Here is a 14,632-nt window from a genome sequence, read left to right as displayed (position 1 = left end):
GGGGGCCCCAGCCGCCGCCGATCCACCGGCCGACCCCCCCCACGGCACCCCCCCGGGCCGCCGCGGCGCCCCGATTCCCTTCCGATGAAACTCAACGTCGCCCAACTCGGCAAGCACCTGCAGGGCAGCCTCGCCCCGGTGTACGTGGTCAGCGGCGACGATCCGCTGCTGTGCCAGGAAGCCTGCGACGCGATCCGCGCCGCCGCCCGCCGCGAAGCCTTCGGCGAACGCCAGGTGTTCCATGCCGACGCCAATTTCGACTGGGGCCTGCTCTACGAAGCCGGCGCCAGCCTCTCGCTGTTCGCCGAACGGCGCCTGATCGAGCTGCGCATTCCCTCCGGCAAGCCGGGCGACAAGGGCGCCGCCGCGCTGATCGAATACCTGGGTCGCCCCGCCGAGGACACCCTGCTGCTGGTCAGCCTGCCCAAGCTCGATGGCAGCACGCAGAAGACCAAGTGGGCCAAGGCCATCATCGAAGGGCCACAGGCGCAGTTCGTGCAGATCTGGCCGGTGGACGCCGCGCAGTTGCCGCAATGGATTCGCCAGCGCCTGGCGCAGGCCGGCCTGAGCGCCAGCCAGGAAGCCGTGGAGCTGATCGCCGCGCGGGTGGAGGGCAACCTGCTTGCCGCCGCCCAGGAGATCGAGAAACTCAAGCTGATCGCCGAGGGCGAGCAGATCGACGTCGAGACCGTGCAGGCCGCCGTGGCCGACAGCGCACGTTTCGATGTCTTCGGGCTGATCGACGCCGCTCTCAACGGCGAATCCGCGCACGCCCTGCGCATGCTCGAAGGCCTGCGTGGCGAGGGCGTGGAAACCCCGGTGATCCTCTGGGCGCTGGCCCGCGAGCTGCGCCTGCTGGCCAACCTGTCACGCCAGCAAGCCCAGGGCATCCCGCTCGACCGCGCCTTCAGCCAGGCACGACCGCCGGTCTGGGACAAGCGCAAACCGCTGATGACCCGGGCCCTGCAACGGCACTCCGCAGCGCGCTGGCAACAGCTGTTGGGCGACGCCCAGCGCATCGATGCGCAGATCAAGGGCCAGGCCGAGGGCTCGCCGTGGAACGGCCTGGCGCTGCTCTGCCTGCAACTGTCCGGCAAGCGGCTGAGCCTTCCCAGCCACTGAGCATCTGGACTTCCATGCCGCTCGGGCGCACCATGCGCGCCGCCCTTTCGCAGGAGTACCGGCATGTCCAGAAAAGCCAAATCGAGGCCGAACAAGGCCAAATCCCTGATCGCGCAACCGTTGTTCCGCTGCCGCCAGGAAGTCCCGAAAAAAGGCAAAGGCAGCTACCGCCGCGAAGCCTCTCCGTCGTACAACGGAGAGGCTTCGGTCCTTCTGGCGGCTTAAAAAAGCCGGCGGCCATGCTAAGGTCATGCACTGATACCGACCGAGACCCTCGATTTCATGCCCTATCCCAAAGCACCCGAGCTGACTCGTACCCTGCTCACGGGCGCCACCCTGGCTTTCCTTTCCGCCTGCGCGGATAACCCCCCGCAAGCCGCCCCCACGCCATCCGCCACGCCGCCCGCCGCCACCGCGCCCGTCAGCTCCGAAGCGCCGCCTGCGGCCGAGCCGAGCATCAGCTTCGAGCAATGGCGCGACGGGTTCCGCAGTCAAGCACTGAAGGCAGGCATCCGCGCCGAGGTCTTCGACCGTGCCTTCAGCGGCGTGACCCCCGACCAGGCCGTGATCGACGCCGACCGCAGCCAGCCCGAATTCACCCGGCCGGTCTGGGAGTACCTCGACGGCGCGCTGTCCGCCCAGCGCGTCGCCAAGGGCAAGGCGCTGATCCAGCAGAACGCCGCCCTGCTCGCCAGCATCGAGCAGCGCTATGGCGTCGAGCCGCAGACGCTGGTCGCGGTATGGGGCATGGAAAGCAACTTCGGCCAGATTATGGGCAGCCGCTCGGTGATCCGTTCGCTGGCGACCCTGGCGTACGAAGGCCGTCGTCCGGGCTTCGCCCAGAGCCAGCTGATCGCCGCACTGCAGATTCTCCAGCACGGCGACGTGAAGCCGGAGCGGATGATCGGTTCCTGGGCTGGTGCGATGGGCCAGACCCAGTTCATCCCGACCACCTACGACACCCACGCCGTGGACTTCGACGGCGACGGGCGTCGCGACATCTGGGACTCCTCGGCCGACGCGCTGGCCTCTACCGCCCACTACCTGCAGGCCTCCGGCTGGCGCCACGGGCTGCCCTGGGGCTTCGAAGTAACGCTGCCCAAGGGCTTCGACTACGCCCTGGCCGATGCCGACATCCGCAAACCCCTACGCGAATGGCAAGGGTTGGGCATCGCGCCGCCGGTGCTTCCGGGCCAGTTGGCCGACGAAAGCGCTTCGCTGTTGCTGCCGGCCGGTCATCGTGGCCCGGCGTTCCTGGTGCTGAGCAACTTCCGCGCGATCCTCAAGTACAACAACTCGTCTTCCTACGCGCTGGCCATCGGCCTGCTTTCCGAGCGCTTCCAGGGCGCCGGAAAGGTTATTGGCGAGTGGCCGCGCGACGATCTTCCGCTGAGCCGCAGCGAGCGCATCGAACTGCAGGAGCGCCTGAGCGCGCGCGGCTACGAGCCGGGCGCAGCGGACAGCATCATCGGTGCCAACACCCGCAAGGCGATCCGCGCCTACCAGCAGTCGCTGGGCTGGCCGGCAGACGGCTACCCGAGCCAGGAACTGATCAAGCAGTTGCGCGAAGGCCGCTGATCGCCGCAAGCCGCCGGGCACCCAGGCTCGGCGGCGCGCCCCTGTGATACACTTCGCCTCCCCCATTTGCCCTTGCGGCTGCCAACGGAGCCTCTCACGGAGCCAGTTCCGATGTCCGACATAGACTCGTCAAAACCCGTCGCCAGCGGCGAAAAGTTCCGCACCGCTCAGGGCATCACCGCGATCAAGGATGGCCAGAAGCGCCGCGCCTCGGCGCAGCCCCAGGTGCACGAACCCAAGCCTTCGTGGCTGCGGGTCAAGGCGCCCAGCGGCAGCCGTTTCGAGGCGGTGAAGCGCAATGTCGGCGAGCATCGGCTGAGCACCGTGTGCCAGGAATCGCACTGCCCGAACATGGGCGAATGCTGGTCTAACGGCACCGCCACCATCATGCTGATGGGTTCCGTGTGCACCCGCGCCTGCCGCTTCTGCGCCGTGGACACCGGAAACCCCAACGGCTGGCTGGACGAGGAAGAACCTCAGAACACCGCCAAATCGGTCGAACTGATGGCGCTGCGCTACATCGTGCTGACCTCGGTGGACCGTGACGACCTCGACGACGGCGGCGCCGGCCACTACGCCGCCTGCGTGCGCGCCATCAAGGAGCGCACCCCGCAGGTGGTGGTGGAGGCGCTGACCCCGGACTTCGACGGCGACCTGCAGGCCATCGAACGGGTGGTCGATTCCGGGCTGGAAGTGTTCGCGCAGAACGTCGAAACGGTCGAGCGGCTGACCCATGAAGTGCGCGACCCACGCGCCGGCTACGCGAAGACCCTGCGCGCGCTGGAACACGCCAAGCGCCACCGTCCCGAGGTCCTCACCAAGACCAGCCTGATGCTTGGCCTGGGCGAGACGGACGAGGAAGTGCTGGCGACCATGGACGACCTGCGCGCCATCGGCGTGGACATCCTGACCCTCGGCCAGTATCTGCAGCCGACCCGCAATCACCTGACGGTGAAGCGCTGGGTGAGCCCGGAGGAATTCAACCGCTTGCGCGAGATCGGCCTGGAAAAGGGCTTCATGGAAGTCGCCGCCGGCCCGCTGGTGCGCTCCAGCTACCGCGCCGACCGGGTGTTCGAGAAGAACAACCTGGGCCTCGCCGCGCCCGTCCCGGTTCCGGGCCAGCCGCTGGTCACCGGCCTGATCCCCGCGCTCAACCTGAGCTGAATCGCGCCCACGCAAGACACCCCGCGGCAATCCGGGGTGTTCGCATCGTTCAGGAAATTTCTTTCTTCGCAAAGGGCGGCCCTGAAGCCGTATCGCCGAGTTAGCGGAGGTAGCCCAGGCGCTGGCGCAGAATCCGCTCCAGACGCTGCGCCACCTCGTCCAGCGCCGGTGGCGTCTCCAGCAGATCGCTGAGCTGGACCATCTTCAACCCGGCGTAACCGCAAGGATTGATCCGACCGAACGGCGACATGTCCATGTCCACGTTGAGCGCCAGGCCGTGGAAGGAACAGCCACGACTGACACGCAGCCCCAGCGAGGCGATCTTGTCGCCGGCGACGTAGACGCCGGGCGCATCCGCCTTGGGCGCCGCGTCGATGGCATAGCCGGCCAGCAGCTCCACCAGGCTCTGCTCGATCGCCGTGACCAGCTCCCGCACCCCCAGCCCGAGCCGACGCAGGTCCAGCATCAGGTAGGCCACCAGCTGGCCGGGACCGTGGTAGGTGACCTGACCGCCGCGATCGACCTGGACCACGGGAATTTCGCCCGGAGCAAGCAGGTGCTCGGCCTTGCCGGCCTGGCCCTGGGTGAACACGCGGGGATGCTGCAGCAGCCAGATCTCGTCGGGCGTGGTTGCGTCGCGCTCGGCGGTCAGGCGGCGCATGGCCTCCAGGGTCGGCAGATACTCCACCAGCCCGAGATGACGCACCACGAGTTCGGCGGGTGCCACTAGATCACCATGTGCACAAGGCCAGTGGCACGCAGGTCGACGTTGATGGCCTGCAGCTGCTCGATGCCGGTGGCGGTGATCAGCACCTGCACCGAGAGGAAGCGGCCGTTGCGGCTGTCGCGCTTCACCACGGTGGAGGCATCGAGGTCCGGGGCGTGACGCTGGATCACTTCGATGACCATGTCGACGAAGCTTTCATGGGCGTCGCCGATCACCTTGATCGGATAGCGCTCGCTGGGGAATTCGATTTTCGGGGCTTGAGTTTCTTCGGTCATGGGACGCACGCGGGCTCGTGATCCGGGAGGCGGCGGCACCGGATCAGGGCCGCCGCCAGCGGAAGGTCAGTTGAACAAACCGTAGAAGAACAGGCGGATGCTGTCCCACAGGCGGCGGAAGATACCCCCTTCCTCGACCGCCTCGAGGGCGATCAGGTCGGCGCTATGGACGACCTTGTCCTGCAGTTTGACTTCGACCTTACCAATCACGTCGCCCTTGGCGATCGGGGCGACCAGCTGCGGGTTGAGCGTCATGCTGGCCTGCAGCGCCTTGATCTGACCGCGCGGCAGGGTCATCGACAGGTCCTCGGCGAGCCCGGCACGCACTTCGCGGGTGGTGCCTTTCCAGACCGGCGCTTTGGCCAGCTCGGCCCCCTTCTGGTAGAAGGTCTGGGTCTCGAAGAACCGGAAGCCATAGGTCAGCAGCTTCTGCGTCTCGGCGGCTCGCGCCTGCTCGCTGGCGGTGCCGAAGACCACGGCGATCATCCGCTGGCCGTCACGCAGGGCCGACGCCACCAGGCAGTAGCCGGCTTCTTCGGTATGGCCGGTCTTCAAGCCGTCGACGGTCTTGTCGCGCCACAGCAGCAGGTTGCGGTTGGGCTGCTTGATGTTGTTCCAGAAGAATTCCTTCTGCGCGTAGATCGCGTAGTGGGTCGGCTCGCCGTAGATGATCGCGCGCGCCAGGATCGCCATGTCGCGGGCCGAGGAATAGTGGTCCGGATTGGGCAGGCCGGTGGCATCCATGAAGTGGCTGTTGGTCATGCCGAGCTTCTGCGCGGTGGTGTTCATCATGTCGGCGAAGGCGTCTTCGCTGCCGGCGATGTGCTCGGCGATGGCCACGCTGGCGTCGTTGCCGGACTGGATGATGATGCCGTGCAGCAGGTCGCTGACCGACACCTGGGTGCCGACCTGGATGAACATCCGCGAACCGCCGGTGCGCCAGGCGTGCTCGCTGACGGTGACCATGTCGCTCTCGCCGATGCGCCCGGCCTGGATCTCGTTGGTGGCGATGTAGGCGGTCATCAACTTGGTCAGGCTCGCCGGAGGCAGGCGTTCGTCACCGTTGTTCTCGATCAGCACCTGGCCGCTGGCGCCGTCCATCAGCACGTAGGCCTTGGCGGCGAGTTGCGGCGGCGCGGGGATCGCCTGATCGGCGGCCCAGGCGGCCGGCGTGGCGACGAGCAGAAACGAGACAAGCAGGCGTTGCGCAAAGCTGGTGATATTCATCCGACTCTCTGATGTGTTTGCTGGAAATCGCGACCGTCGCCTGGACGTCGGTCGCCTGTTCCGCGTCCTGCGGATGCCCTGTGGGGGCGGTGCCCTCAGTCCGGGCGGACCAGGGTGGGCTGGCCGAGCTTCGCCAGCCGCACGCTGCTCTGTACTTGTTCGGCCTCACCCTGAGTGTCGATCGGCCCCAGACGCACGCGATGCAGTATCTGCTGGTTGCGCGCTATCGAGCTGATGAACACCGGTGCAGTCACCACCGTACTCAGCTTCTCCTTGAGAAGCTCCGCAGCGTCCGGATTGGCGAAGGCGCCCACCTGGAGATACAGGCCAGAGGCTGCGAGCGAAGCGTTTTTTTTTGCGTCGATCTGCACGGGCAGGACGGCGGCGGCGTGTTGCTGGGGCGGCGGGGTGTACTGCTCGACCGGCTGCGTGGCGACCTGCGCCGGAGTGCGGGCGACGGGCGCCGCCGTGGCCATTTGCGGCTGGGCGAGCATCATCGGCACCGGTCGGCCCTGCTTGGCCCACCATTCGGCCGGGTCGATGCCTTCGACCTTGACCCGCGCGGTGCCGGTTTCGGCGTAGCCGAGCTTCTTTGCCGCGGCGAAGGACAGGTCGATGATCCGGTCGGAATAGAACGGTCCGCGGTCGTTGACCCGCAGCACCACGCTCTTGCCGTTGTCCAGGTTGGTCACCCGCACGTAGCTGGGCAGTGGCAGTGTCTTGTGCGCCGCGCTCATCCCGTAAAGGTCGTACTTCTCGCCGTTGGCGGTGGCCTGGCCGTGGAACTTGGTGCCGTACCAGGACGCGGTGCCGACCGCCTGGTAGCGGCGGCTTTCGTTGAGCGGGTAATAGGTCTTGCCGAGCACCGTGTAGGGATTGGCCTTCACCGGGCCGTAGTTGGGCATCGGCACGGCGTCGGGAATCTGCGAGACGTCGACGTCCCACCAGGGCGCGCCGTCGCGGTGCGGACGGTTGTAGTCGCCGGGGCCTCCGACAACGGCGCCGCTCGACGGCGACTGCGGCGCGCGACTGCTGGAGCAGCTGACCATCAGCAGCGCCAGGGCGCTGAGCATCGCCAGGCGGAACGGGCGCTGTGGCATCACTTGTTGCCTCGGGCTTTGACCAGCAGATCGGACAATTGATAAACCGCCATGGAGTACATCACGCTGCGATTGTAGCGGGTGATGACGAAGAAGTTGGGCAAGCCCATCCAGTATTCGGCGCCATTTTCGCCATCCAGACGGAAGGCGGTGACCGGGATGTCATCGCGCAGCGCAGTGCTGCTGGCCCAGCCGAGGGCGCGCAGTTCGCCAACGTTCTTGACCGGATCGAGGCCGTCGGTAAGGCCTTCGTCCACCCGCTCGCCCCGCGTGGTCGCCAGGCTCACCACCGGTTCGCCCGGCGTCCAGCCGTGCCGCTTGAAGTAGCTGGCCACACTGCCGATGGCGTCCACCGGGTTGCCCCAGATGTCGATATGGCCGTCATTGTCGAAGTCGACCGCGTAGGCGCGGAAGCTGCCGGGCATGAACTGCGGCAGGCCCATGGCGCCGGCGTAGGAACCCTTCACGGTGAGCGGGTCGACCTGTTCTTCGCGCGACAGCAGGAGGAACTCCTTGAGCTGCTGGCAGAAGAAAGGCGCGCGCGGCGGATAGTCGAAGCACAGCGTCGACAGGGCGTCGATCACCCGGTAGTTGCCGGTGTTGCGCCCGTAGAAGGTCTCCACGCCGATGATCGCCACGATGATCTGCGCCGGCACGCCGTATTCCTGCTCGGCGCGGGCGAGCGCGTCTTCGTGCTGGCGCCAGAAGTCCAGGCCCTGGGCGACGCGCGCATCGGTGATGAAGATCGGCCGGTAGTCCTTCCACGGCTTGACCTTCTCGGCCGGCCGCGAGATGGCGTCGAGGATCGCCTGCTTGCGCTCCACTTCATGGAACAGCGTGGTCAGCTGTTCGCTGGCGAACCCGTAGTCGCGGGTCATGCTGGTCACGAAGTCGGCCACCGGCTGTGACGCGTCGTAGTCACCCGCCTGCACCGGAGCGATCACCCCCAGGCTGCCAGCCAGACCGATCAAACGTGAGTTACGAGCAGCCCAGCCGCGCAATACCTGCATTGAATTCTTCACTCTTATCAAACCTGTGCGATCCACTTGCGGTGGGTGTGGATCGACATCAAAACCCCGAACCCTGACAGCAGGGTCACCAGCGAAGTTCCGCCATAACTGATGAAGGGGAGCGGAACTCCCACCACCGGCAACAGCCCGCTGACCATGCCGATGTTGACGAATACGTAGACGAAGAACGTCATGGTCAGGCTGCCCGCCAGCAGCTTGCCGAACAGCGTCTGGGCCTGAGCGGTGATCACCAGGCCGCGGCCGATCAGCAGCAAGTAGATCAGCAGCAGCAGGCAAACGCCAACCAGGCCGAACTCCTCGCCGAGGACGGCAATGATAAAGTCCGTGTGACTTTCCGGCAAAAAATCCAGGTGCGACTGGGTGCCGAGCAGCCAGCCCTTGCCGAACACGCCGCCGGAACCGATCGCCGCCTTCGACTGGATGATGTTCCAGCCGGTGCCCAGCGGATCGCTCTCCGGATCGAGGAACGTCAGTACCCGTTGCTTCTGGTAGTCGTGCATGACGAAGAACCACATCGCCACCGCCACTGGAATCACCGCGGCCACCGCGCCGATGATCCAGCGCCAGCGCAAACCGCCGATAAACAGCACGAAGGCCCCCGACGCCAGGACCAGCAGCGACGTGCCGAGGTCCGGCTGGCGGATGATCAGCACGAAGGGGATACCGATCAACAACAGGCTTATCGCCAGATGTTTCAGCCGCGGCGGCAGGCTGCGCTTGGACATGTACCAGGCGATGGTCGCCGGCATGATGATCTTCATGAATTCGGCGGGCTGGAAGCGGATCACCCCGGGGATGTTGATCCAGCGGGTCGCGCCCATGGCGTTGTGGCCCATCACGTCCACCACCACCAGCAGGCTGACGCCCACCACGTAGGCTGGCGGCACCCAGCGGGCGAGGAAGCGCGGCTCGAACTGGGCGATCACCACCATGCCCAGCAGGCCGAGACCGAAAGAGCTGGCCTGCTTGATCAGCAGGTCCCAGTCGCGACCACTGGCCGAATAGAGAACGAAAAGGCTGCCCGACGCCAGGACCAGCAGCAGGGTAAGCAGGATGCCGTCGACGTGCAGGCGTTGTAGCAGCGTCGCGCGCCGGCGCATCACGTCCTGATCGGACAGCGTGCGGTCGAAGTTACCGTTGCCCATCGAGGTTCTCCAGAGGCGCGTTCGGCACGTATTCGGGTTTCAGCTGGCCATCGGCGCCGAGCAGCCAGGCGTCCATCACCTGCTTGACCACCGGCGCGGCGACGCCGGAACCGGACTCGCCGTTCTCGATCATCACCGACACGGCGATGCGCGGCTTCTCCGCCGGCGCGAAACCGATGAACAGGGCGTGGTCGCGGTGGCGCTCCTGCAGCTTGTTGCGGTCGTACTTCTCGCCCTGACGGATCGCCACCACCTGAGCCGTGCCGCTCTTGCCGGCGATGTGATAGGTCGCCGTCTCGCCGACCCGGCGCGCGGTGCCGCGGGCGCCGTGCATCACCTGGACCATGCCGTTGCGCGCGTAGTCCCAGAACTTCGGATCGCGCACCAGGATGTCGGGTATCGGGTTCTCGTCCACCGGCGGCTGGTCCTCGATGGTCTTCGCCAAGTGCGGGCGAATCCACTTGCCGTGGTTGGCCAGCAGCGCCGCGGTCTGCGCCAGTTGCAGCGGGGTCGCCTGCATGTAGCCCTGGCCGATGCCGAGGATCAGCGTTTCCCCCGGGAACCACGCCTGGCGGTAGCGCGCGCGCTTCCATTCGCGCGACGGCATCAGCCCTTCGGCCTCCTCGAACATGTCCAGCGAGACCTTCCTGCCGATACCGAAGCGGCTCAGGTAGTCGTGCAGACGATCGATGCCCATGCGGTGGGCGAGCTCGTAGAAGTAGGTGTCGTTGGAGCGCATGATCGCGGTTTCCAGGCTCAGCCAGCCGTCTCCGCTGTGGTTCCAGTTGCGGTATTTGTGGTCGTAGTTGGGCAACTGGTAATAGCCCGGATCGAACACCCGCGTATCCGGCGTGATCACCCCGGCCTCGAGCCCCGAGACCGCCACCGCCGGTTTGATCGTCGACCCCGGCGGGTACTGGCCGCGCAGCACGCGGTTGAACAGCGGACGGTCCTCGGAGTCGCGCAGCGCGGCGTAGGCGTTGAAGCCGATGCCGGTGACGAACAGGTTGGGGTCGAAGCTCGGCTGGCTCACCATCGCCAACACGTCGCCGTTGGCCGGATCGATCGCCACCACCGCGCCGCGCCGCCCGCCCAGCGCCGCCTCGGCGGCTTCCTGCAGCTTGATGTCGAGGGTCAGGTGGATGTCCTTGCCGGGCGTCGGATCGGTACGCTTGAGCACCCGCAGCACGCGACCGCGGGCGTTGGTCTCGACCTCTTCGTAGCCGACCTGGCCGTGCAGCTCATTCTCGTAGAAGCGCTCGATGCCGGTCTTGCCGATGTGGTGGGTGCCGCTGTAGTTGACCGGATCGAGGCGCTTGAGCTCGGCCTCGTTGATCCGCCCGACATACCCCACCGAATGCGCGAAATGCTCGCCCTGCGGGTAATGCCGGACCAGTTGCGCCACCACTTCCACGCCGGGCAGGCGGAACTGGTTCACGGCGATGCGGGCGATCTGCTCCTCGGACAGCTCGAACAGGATCGGCACCGGCTCGAACGGCCGGCGCCCCTGCTTCATGCGCTTCTCGAAGATCGCCCGGTCCTCTTCGCTGAGCTGCAGCACCTCGACGATGGTGTCGAGCACCGACTGCCAGTCGCCGGTGCGCTCGCGCGTCACCGTGAGGCTGAAGCTGGGCCGGTTGTCGGCGACGATCACGCCGTTGCGGTCGTAGATCAGCCCGCGGGTCGGCGGGATCGGCTGGACGTGGACGCGGTTGTTCTCCGACAGCGTCGAGTGGTAGTCGTACTGGATCACCTGCAGGTAATACAGCCGCGCCACCAGCGTCAGGGTCAGCAGGACCACCACCACCGCGCCGACGATCACCCGCCGACGCACCAGACTGGCGTCTTTTTCGTGGTCCTTGAGGCGAATCGGCTGCGGCATGTTCGGACTGCTACTTGTGGTACGGGTGGCCGGAGATGACCGTCCAGGCGCGATAGAGCTGCTCGCCGACGAGGATGCGCACCAGCGGATGCGGCAACGTCAGCGGCGACAGCGACCAGCGCTGTTCACTGCGCGCACAGACTTCCGGCGCCAGCCCTTCCGGACCGCCCACCATGAGGTTGACCGTGCGCGAATCCAGCCGCCAGCGCTCCAGCTCCCGGGCCAGTTGCCCGGTGCTCCACGGCTTGCCTTCGACTTCGAGGGTGACGATGCGCTCGCCGGGCTGCACCTTGGCGAGCATGGCTTCGCCCTCCTGACGGATCAGGCGCGCCACGTCGGCGTTCTTGCCGCGGGTATTGAGCGGGATTTCCACCAGGTCGACGGCCAGCTCGGCGGGCATGCGCTTGGCATATTCCTGCCAGCCCTCCTCCACCCAGCGCGGCATGCGCGACCCGACAGCGATCAGCTTGATGCGCACGGCCGCGGGTTACTCCTTGTCGAAGTCCGGCGGCTCGTAGCCCTGGGTCCCGCCGTGCTGCGCGCGGCTCTGCTCGGCGCCCTGCCACAGGCGTTCGAGGTCGTAGAACTGCCGGGTAGCGACCTGCATGGCATGCACGACCACGTCGCCGAGGTCGAGCAGGGCCCATTCGCCGCTGTCCAGGCCTTCGCTGCCAATCGGCCGCACGCCCTGTTCCTTGACCTTCTCCAGCACGTTGTCGGCCAGGGATTTGACGTGGCGGCTGGAGGTGCCGCTGGCGATCACCATGAAATCGGTGACGCTGGTCTTGCCACGCACATCGATCACGGTGATGTCCTTGGCCTTCATGTCTTCCAGGGCGGCGACCGCCAGCTGGACCAGTTCTTCATTCTGCAAAGCAACTACCTCAAGTTCAGTGAGACGCCGGGTAAAGCCCGTGCGCCTGGATATAGGCCAGCACCGCATCCGGCACCAGGTAGCGCACCGAGCGGCCGCTGGCCAGCAATTGACGGATCTGCGTGGCGGACACCTGCAAGGGCGTCTGCCAGACGATGGCGATCTTGCCGCCGGGCCCGTCCAGCGCCTGCGGATCGCTGATGCTGCGCGCGGCGAGCAGATCGCGCAGTTCCTGCGACGGCTCGCTGTCGGCATCCGGACGCTGCAACACCAGGATGTGGCAGTGCTCGAGCAGTTCGCTCCAGCGATGCCAGCCCGGCAGGCCGCAGAAGGCATCCCAGCCCAGGATCAGGAACAGCTGGTCGTGTACGGCCAGTTCGGCGCGCAACGACTCCAGGGTATCGATGGTGTAAGACGGCTTGTCGCGCCTGAGCTCGCGGTCGTCCACCGTCAGCGGCGCCACCCCGGCCACCGCGCTGCGCACCATCGCCAGACGGTCCTCGGCGCTGGTCTGTGGCTGGCCGCGATGCGGCGGGCGCGCCGCCGGAATCAGGCGCAGTTCGTCGAGGGAGAACTGCTCGACCATTTCCAGCGCGCCACGCAGGTGGCCGATGTGCACCGGATCGAAGGTTCCGCCGAGAATCCCGATACGCCGCGGGGTCGGCGAAGAGCCGATCAAGTGCGCACGTGACCGTCGCCGAAGACGACGTATTTCTCGCTGGTCAGGCCTTCCAGACCGACCGGTCCGCGGGCGTGCAGCTTGTCGGTGGAAATCCCGATCTCCGCGCCGAGGCCGTACTCGAAGCCGTCGGCGAAGCGCGTCGAGGCGTTGACCATCACCGAGCTGGAATCCACCTCGGTGAGGAAGCGCCGCGCATCGCTGAAGTTCTCGGTGACGATCGCGTCGGTGTGCTGCGAGCCGTAATGATTGATGTGCTCGATGGCCGCCTCCAGCGAGTCGACGATGCGGATCGCCAGGATCGGCGCGTTGTACTCGGCGAACCAGTCGTCCTCGCTGGCTTCCAGCACGTCGCTGCCGAGCAGCGCGCGGGTCGCCGCATCGCCCCGCAGCTCGACGCCCTTGTCGCGGTAGATCGCGGCGAGCGGTGGCAGCACGCGAGTGGCGATGTCGGCGTGCACCAGCAGGGTTTCCATGGCGTTGCACGGCGAATAGCGCTGGGTCTTGGCGTTGTCGGCGACGCGGATCGCCTTGTCGAGATCGGCGGCGACGTCGATGTAGACGTGGCAGACGCCGTCCAGGTGCTTGATCACCGGCACCTTGGCGTCACGGCTGATGCGCTCGATCAACCCCTTGCCGCCCCGCGGCACGATGACGTCGACGAACTCCGGCATGCTGATCAACGCGCCGACCGCCTCGCGGTCGGTGGTCTCCACCACCTGCACCAGCGCCGCCGGCAGCTCGGCTTCGGCCAGGCCCTGCTGGATGCAGCGGGCGATCGCCTGGTTGGAGTGGATCGCCTCGGAACCGCCGCGCAGGATGGTCGCGTTGCCGGATTTCAGGCACAGGCTGGCGGCGTCGATGGTCACGTTGGGGCGCGATTCGTAGATGATCCCGATCACTCCCAGCGGCACGCGCATCTTGCCGACCTGGATGCCGGAGGGCAGGTAGCGCATGTCGCGGATCTCGCCGATCGGATCGGGCAGCGTGGCCACCTGGCGCAAGCCCTCGATCATGCTGTCGATGACCGCCGGAGTCAGCGCCAGGCGGTCGACCATGGCCGGTTCCAGGCCGTTGGCGCGGGCGGCGGCCAGGTCCAGCTCGTTGGCCTGGGCCAGCTCGGCGCGCGAGGCGTCAAGCGCATTGGCGGCGGCCTGCAACGCGCGGTTCTTCTGCGCAGTGCTGGCGCGCGCGGCCACCCGCGAGGCGGCGCGTGCGGCGCGGCCCAGACGGATCATGTAATCGTGCACGGACTCGGTCATCTCGGCGGCCTGGCAGTCTTGGAAAACGGCTGATTATAGCGGTCGCGGGCGCCCACGCCCAGCGGCGCCCGGCAGATGGCGAACGCGCGCAGGCCAGGGCGGCCGCGGAGGTAATTTCCCGACACCTTTTCGCCGCGCTGCCCGCCGCATGGGCGAAAAGGCCGTTTGGTATGCTGCGGCCAGCCCAACCTTCGAAGAACCCCGATGACCGATCCCTTCCACTGCGAGCCACCCTGGCCCGGCGCGCGGCCGCTGGCGGACGCATTCTTCGACCGCGACGCGCAGCAGGTGGCCCGCGACCTGCTGGGCAAGGTGCTGCGCCACCGGGTCGACGGGCTCTGGCTGGCGGCGCGGATCATCGAGACCGAGGCCTATTACCTGGACGAGAAAGGCAGCCATGCCTCGCTTGGCCAGAGCCCCTCGCGGCGCGCGCTGTTCATGGACGCCGGGCACATCTACATGTACTACGCACGCGGCGGCGACAGCCTGAACATGAGCGTTGCCGGCGCCGGCAACGCGGGGCTGATAAAGTACTGTCTCTTATAAACAACTCCGAGCCCCCCAGA

Annotated in this window: 15 protein-coding genes and 1 pseudogene; 5 read left to right on the top strand and 11 right to left on the bottom strand. The window is 66.9% G+C overall.

The genetic code is table 11. The features are described 5' to 3' along the window. Positions 1-84 precede the first annotated feature (84 nt). From holA to lipA, 4 genes are all read left to right on the top strand, one after another. Positions 85-1,122 (top strand): DNA polymerase III subunit delta, encoded by a 1,038-nt coding sequence (gene holA, locus QMX85_RS21790; RefSeq protein WP_282344398.1) that lies wholly within the window; start codon positions 85-87, stop codon positions 1,120-1,122. 63 nt (positions 1,123-1,185) lie between these two features. Further along, on the top strand, positions 1,186-1,347 hold the full coding sequence (gene arfA / locus QMX85_RS21785; protein ID WP_282344396.1) for an alternative ribosome rescue factor ArfA: 162 nt from the start codon (positions 1,186-1,188) through the stop codon (positions 1,345-1,347). 57 nt (positions 1,348-1,404) lie between these two features. Further along, on the top strand, positions 1,405-2,700 hold the full coding sequence (locus QMX85_RS21780; RefSeq protein ID WP_282344393.1) for a lytic murein transglycosylase: 1,296 nt from the start codon (positions 1,405-1,407) through the stop codon (positions 2,698-2,700). Between the two features lie 111 nt (positions 2,701-2,811). Further along, positions 2,812-3,864: a lipoyl synthase gene (gene lipA, locus QMX85_RS21775; protein ID WP_282344392.1), complete on the top strand. Its 1,053-nt coding sequence runs from the start codon at positions 2,812-2,814 to the stop codon at positions 3,862-3,864. 100 nt (positions 3,865-3,964) lie between these two features. On the opposite strand, the gene lipB is transcribed toward lipA, so the two are convergent. From lipB to QMX85_RS21720, 11 genes are all read right to left on the bottom strand, one after another. Further along, positions 3,965-4,591: a lipoyl(octanoyl) transferase LipB gene (gene lipB, locus QMX85_RS21770; RefSeq protein ID WP_282344390.1), complete on the bottom strand. Its 627-nt coding sequence runs from the start codon at positions 4,589-4,591 to the stop codon at positions 3,965-3,967. Beyond that, the gene (locus QMX85_RS21765; protein ID WP_282344388.1) at positions 4,591-4,866 is read right to left on the bottom strand and encodes a DUF493 domain-containing protein; all 276 of its coding nucleotides are present in this window, start codon (positions 4,864-4,866) and stop codon (positions 4,591-4,593) included. Before QMX85_RS21765 ends, lipB begins: the two co-directional genes overlap by 1 nt. A 66-nt stretch (positions 4,867-4,932) precedes the next feature. Then, complete coding sequence (locus tag QMX85_RS21760; protein WP_282344386.1) at positions 4,933-6,093, bottom strand: D-alanyl-D-alanine carboxypeptidase family protein; 1,161 nt, start codon at positions 6,091-6,093, stop codon at positions 4,933-4,935. Positions 6,094-6,188: 95 nt separating this feature from the next. After that, on the bottom strand, positions 6,189-7,193 hold the full coding sequence (locus QMX85_RS21755; RefSeq protein ID WP_282344384.1) for a septal ring lytic transglycosylase RlpA family protein: 1,005 nt from the start codon (positions 7,191-7,193) through the stop codon (positions 6,189-6,191). Further along, positions 7,193-8,203: a lytic murein transglycosylase B gene (gene mltB / locus QMX85_RS21750; protein WP_282344382.1), complete on the bottom strand. Its 1,011-nt coding sequence runs from the start codon at positions 8,201-8,203 to the stop codon at positions 7,193-7,195. The genes QMX85_RS21755 and mltB overlap by 1 nt, the downstream gene beginning before the upstream one ends. A gap of 17 nt (positions 8,204-8,220) precedes the next feature. Further along, a complete protein-coding gene (gene rodA, locus QMX85_RS21745) occupies positions 8,221-9,324 on the bottom strand; it encodes a rod shape-determining protein RodA (protein WP_282344401.1) in 1,104 nt (367 codons plus the stop codon). 31 nt (positions 9,325-9,355) lie between these two features. Next, entirely contained in the window at positions 9,356-11,251 is a 1,896-nt protein-coding gene (mrdA, locus tag QMX85_RS21740) for a penicillin-binding protein 2 (RefSeq protein WP_282344380.1), read from the bottom strand. 10 nt (positions 11,252-11,261) lie between these two features. Next, on the bottom strand, positions 11,262-11,729 hold the full coding sequence (rlmH, locus tag QMX85_RS21735) for a 23S rRNA (pseudouridine(1915)-N(3))-methyltransferase RlmH (RefSeq protein WP_090225949.1): 468 nt from the start codon (positions 11,727-11,729) through the stop codon (positions 11,262-11,264). Between the two features lie 9 nt (positions 11,730-11,738). After that, positions 11,739-12,125 (bottom strand): ribosome silencing factor, encoded by a 387-nt coding sequence (gene rsfS, locus QMX85_RS21730; protein WP_090225946.1) that lies wholly within the window; start codon positions 12,123-12,125, stop codon positions 11,739-11,741. Between the two features lie 16 nt (positions 12,126-12,141). Next, positions 12,142-12,801 (bottom strand): nicotinate-nucleotide adenylyltransferase, encoded by a 660-nt coding sequence (gene nadD, locus QMX85_RS21725; protein ID WP_282344399.1) that lies wholly within the window; start codon positions 12,799-12,801, stop codon positions 12,142-12,144. Continuing rightward, entirely contained in the window at positions 12,801-14,066 is a 1,266-nt protein-coding gene (locus tag QMX85_RS21720; RefSeq protein ID WP_282344375.1) for a glutamate-5-semialdehyde dehydrogenase, read from the bottom strand. Before QMX85_RS21720 ends, nadD begins: the two co-directional genes overlap by 1 nt. A 204-nt stretch (positions 14,067-14,270) precedes the next feature. Between QMX85_RS21720 and QMX85_RS21715 the strand changes: the two are divergent. Further along, positions 14,271-14,597: pseudogene (locus QMX85_RS21715) on the top strand (DNA-3-methyladenine glycosylase); the annotation flags it as partial. Between the last annotated feature and the right edge of the window lie 35 nt (positions 14,598-14,632).

This window comes from Pseudomonas sp. PS02288, from assembly GCF_029959715.1.
Classification (GTDB): domain Bacteria; phylum Pseudomonadota; class Gammaproteobacteria; order Pseudomonadales; family Pseudomonadaceae; genus Pseudomonas_O; species Pseudomonas_O kuykendallii.
The sequence above is the reverse complement of the archived record's forward strand: the minus strand, read 5'-3'. Positions and strand labels throughout refer to the sequence as shown.

Bases quoted from the DNA above. Each gene is read 5' to 3' on its own strand.
- holA (WP_282344398.1), top strand. From the start codon at position 85: ATGAAACTCAACGTCGCCCAACTCGGCAAGCACCTGCAGGGCAGCCTC.
- arfA (WP_282344396.1), top strand. From the start codon at position 1,186: ATGTCCAGAAAAGCCAAATCGAGGCCGAACAAGGCCAAATCCCTGATC.
- QMX85_RS21780 (WP_282344393.1), top strand. From the start codon at position 1,405: ATGCCCTATCCCAAAGCACCCGAGCTGACTCGTACCCTGCTCACGGGC.
- lipA (WP_282344392.1), top strand. From the start codon at position 2,812: ATGTCCGACATAGACTCGTCAAAACCCGTCGCCAGCGGCGAAAAGTTC.
- QMX85_RS21765 (WP_282344388.1), bottom strand. From the start codon at position 4,866: ATGACCGAAGAAACTCAAGCCCCGAAAATCGAATTCCCCAGCGAGCGC.
- QMX85_RS21760 (WP_282344386.1), bottom strand. From the start codon at position 6,093: ATGAATATCACCAGCTTTGCGCAACGCCTGCTTGTCTCGTTTCTGCTC.
- QMX85_RS21755 (WP_282344384.1), bottom strand. From the start codon at position 7,193: ATGCCACAGCGCCCGTTCCGCCTGGCGATGCTCAGCGCCCTGGCGCTG.
- mltB (WP_282344382.1), bottom strand. From the start codon at position 8,203: ATGCAGGTATTGCGCGGCTGGGCTGCTCGTAACTCACGTTTGATCGGT.
- rodA (WP_282344401.1), bottom strand. From the start codon at position 9,324: ATGCGCCGGCGCGCGACGCTGCTACAACGCCTGCACGTCGACGGCATC.
- mrdA (WP_282344380.1), bottom strand. From the start codon at position 11,251: ATGCCGCAGCCGATTCGCCTCAAGGACCACGAAAAAGACGCCAGTCTG.
- QMX85_RS21720 (WP_282344375.1), bottom strand. From the start codon at position 14,066: ATGACCGAGTCCGTGCACGATTACATGATCCGTCTGGGCCGCGCCGCA.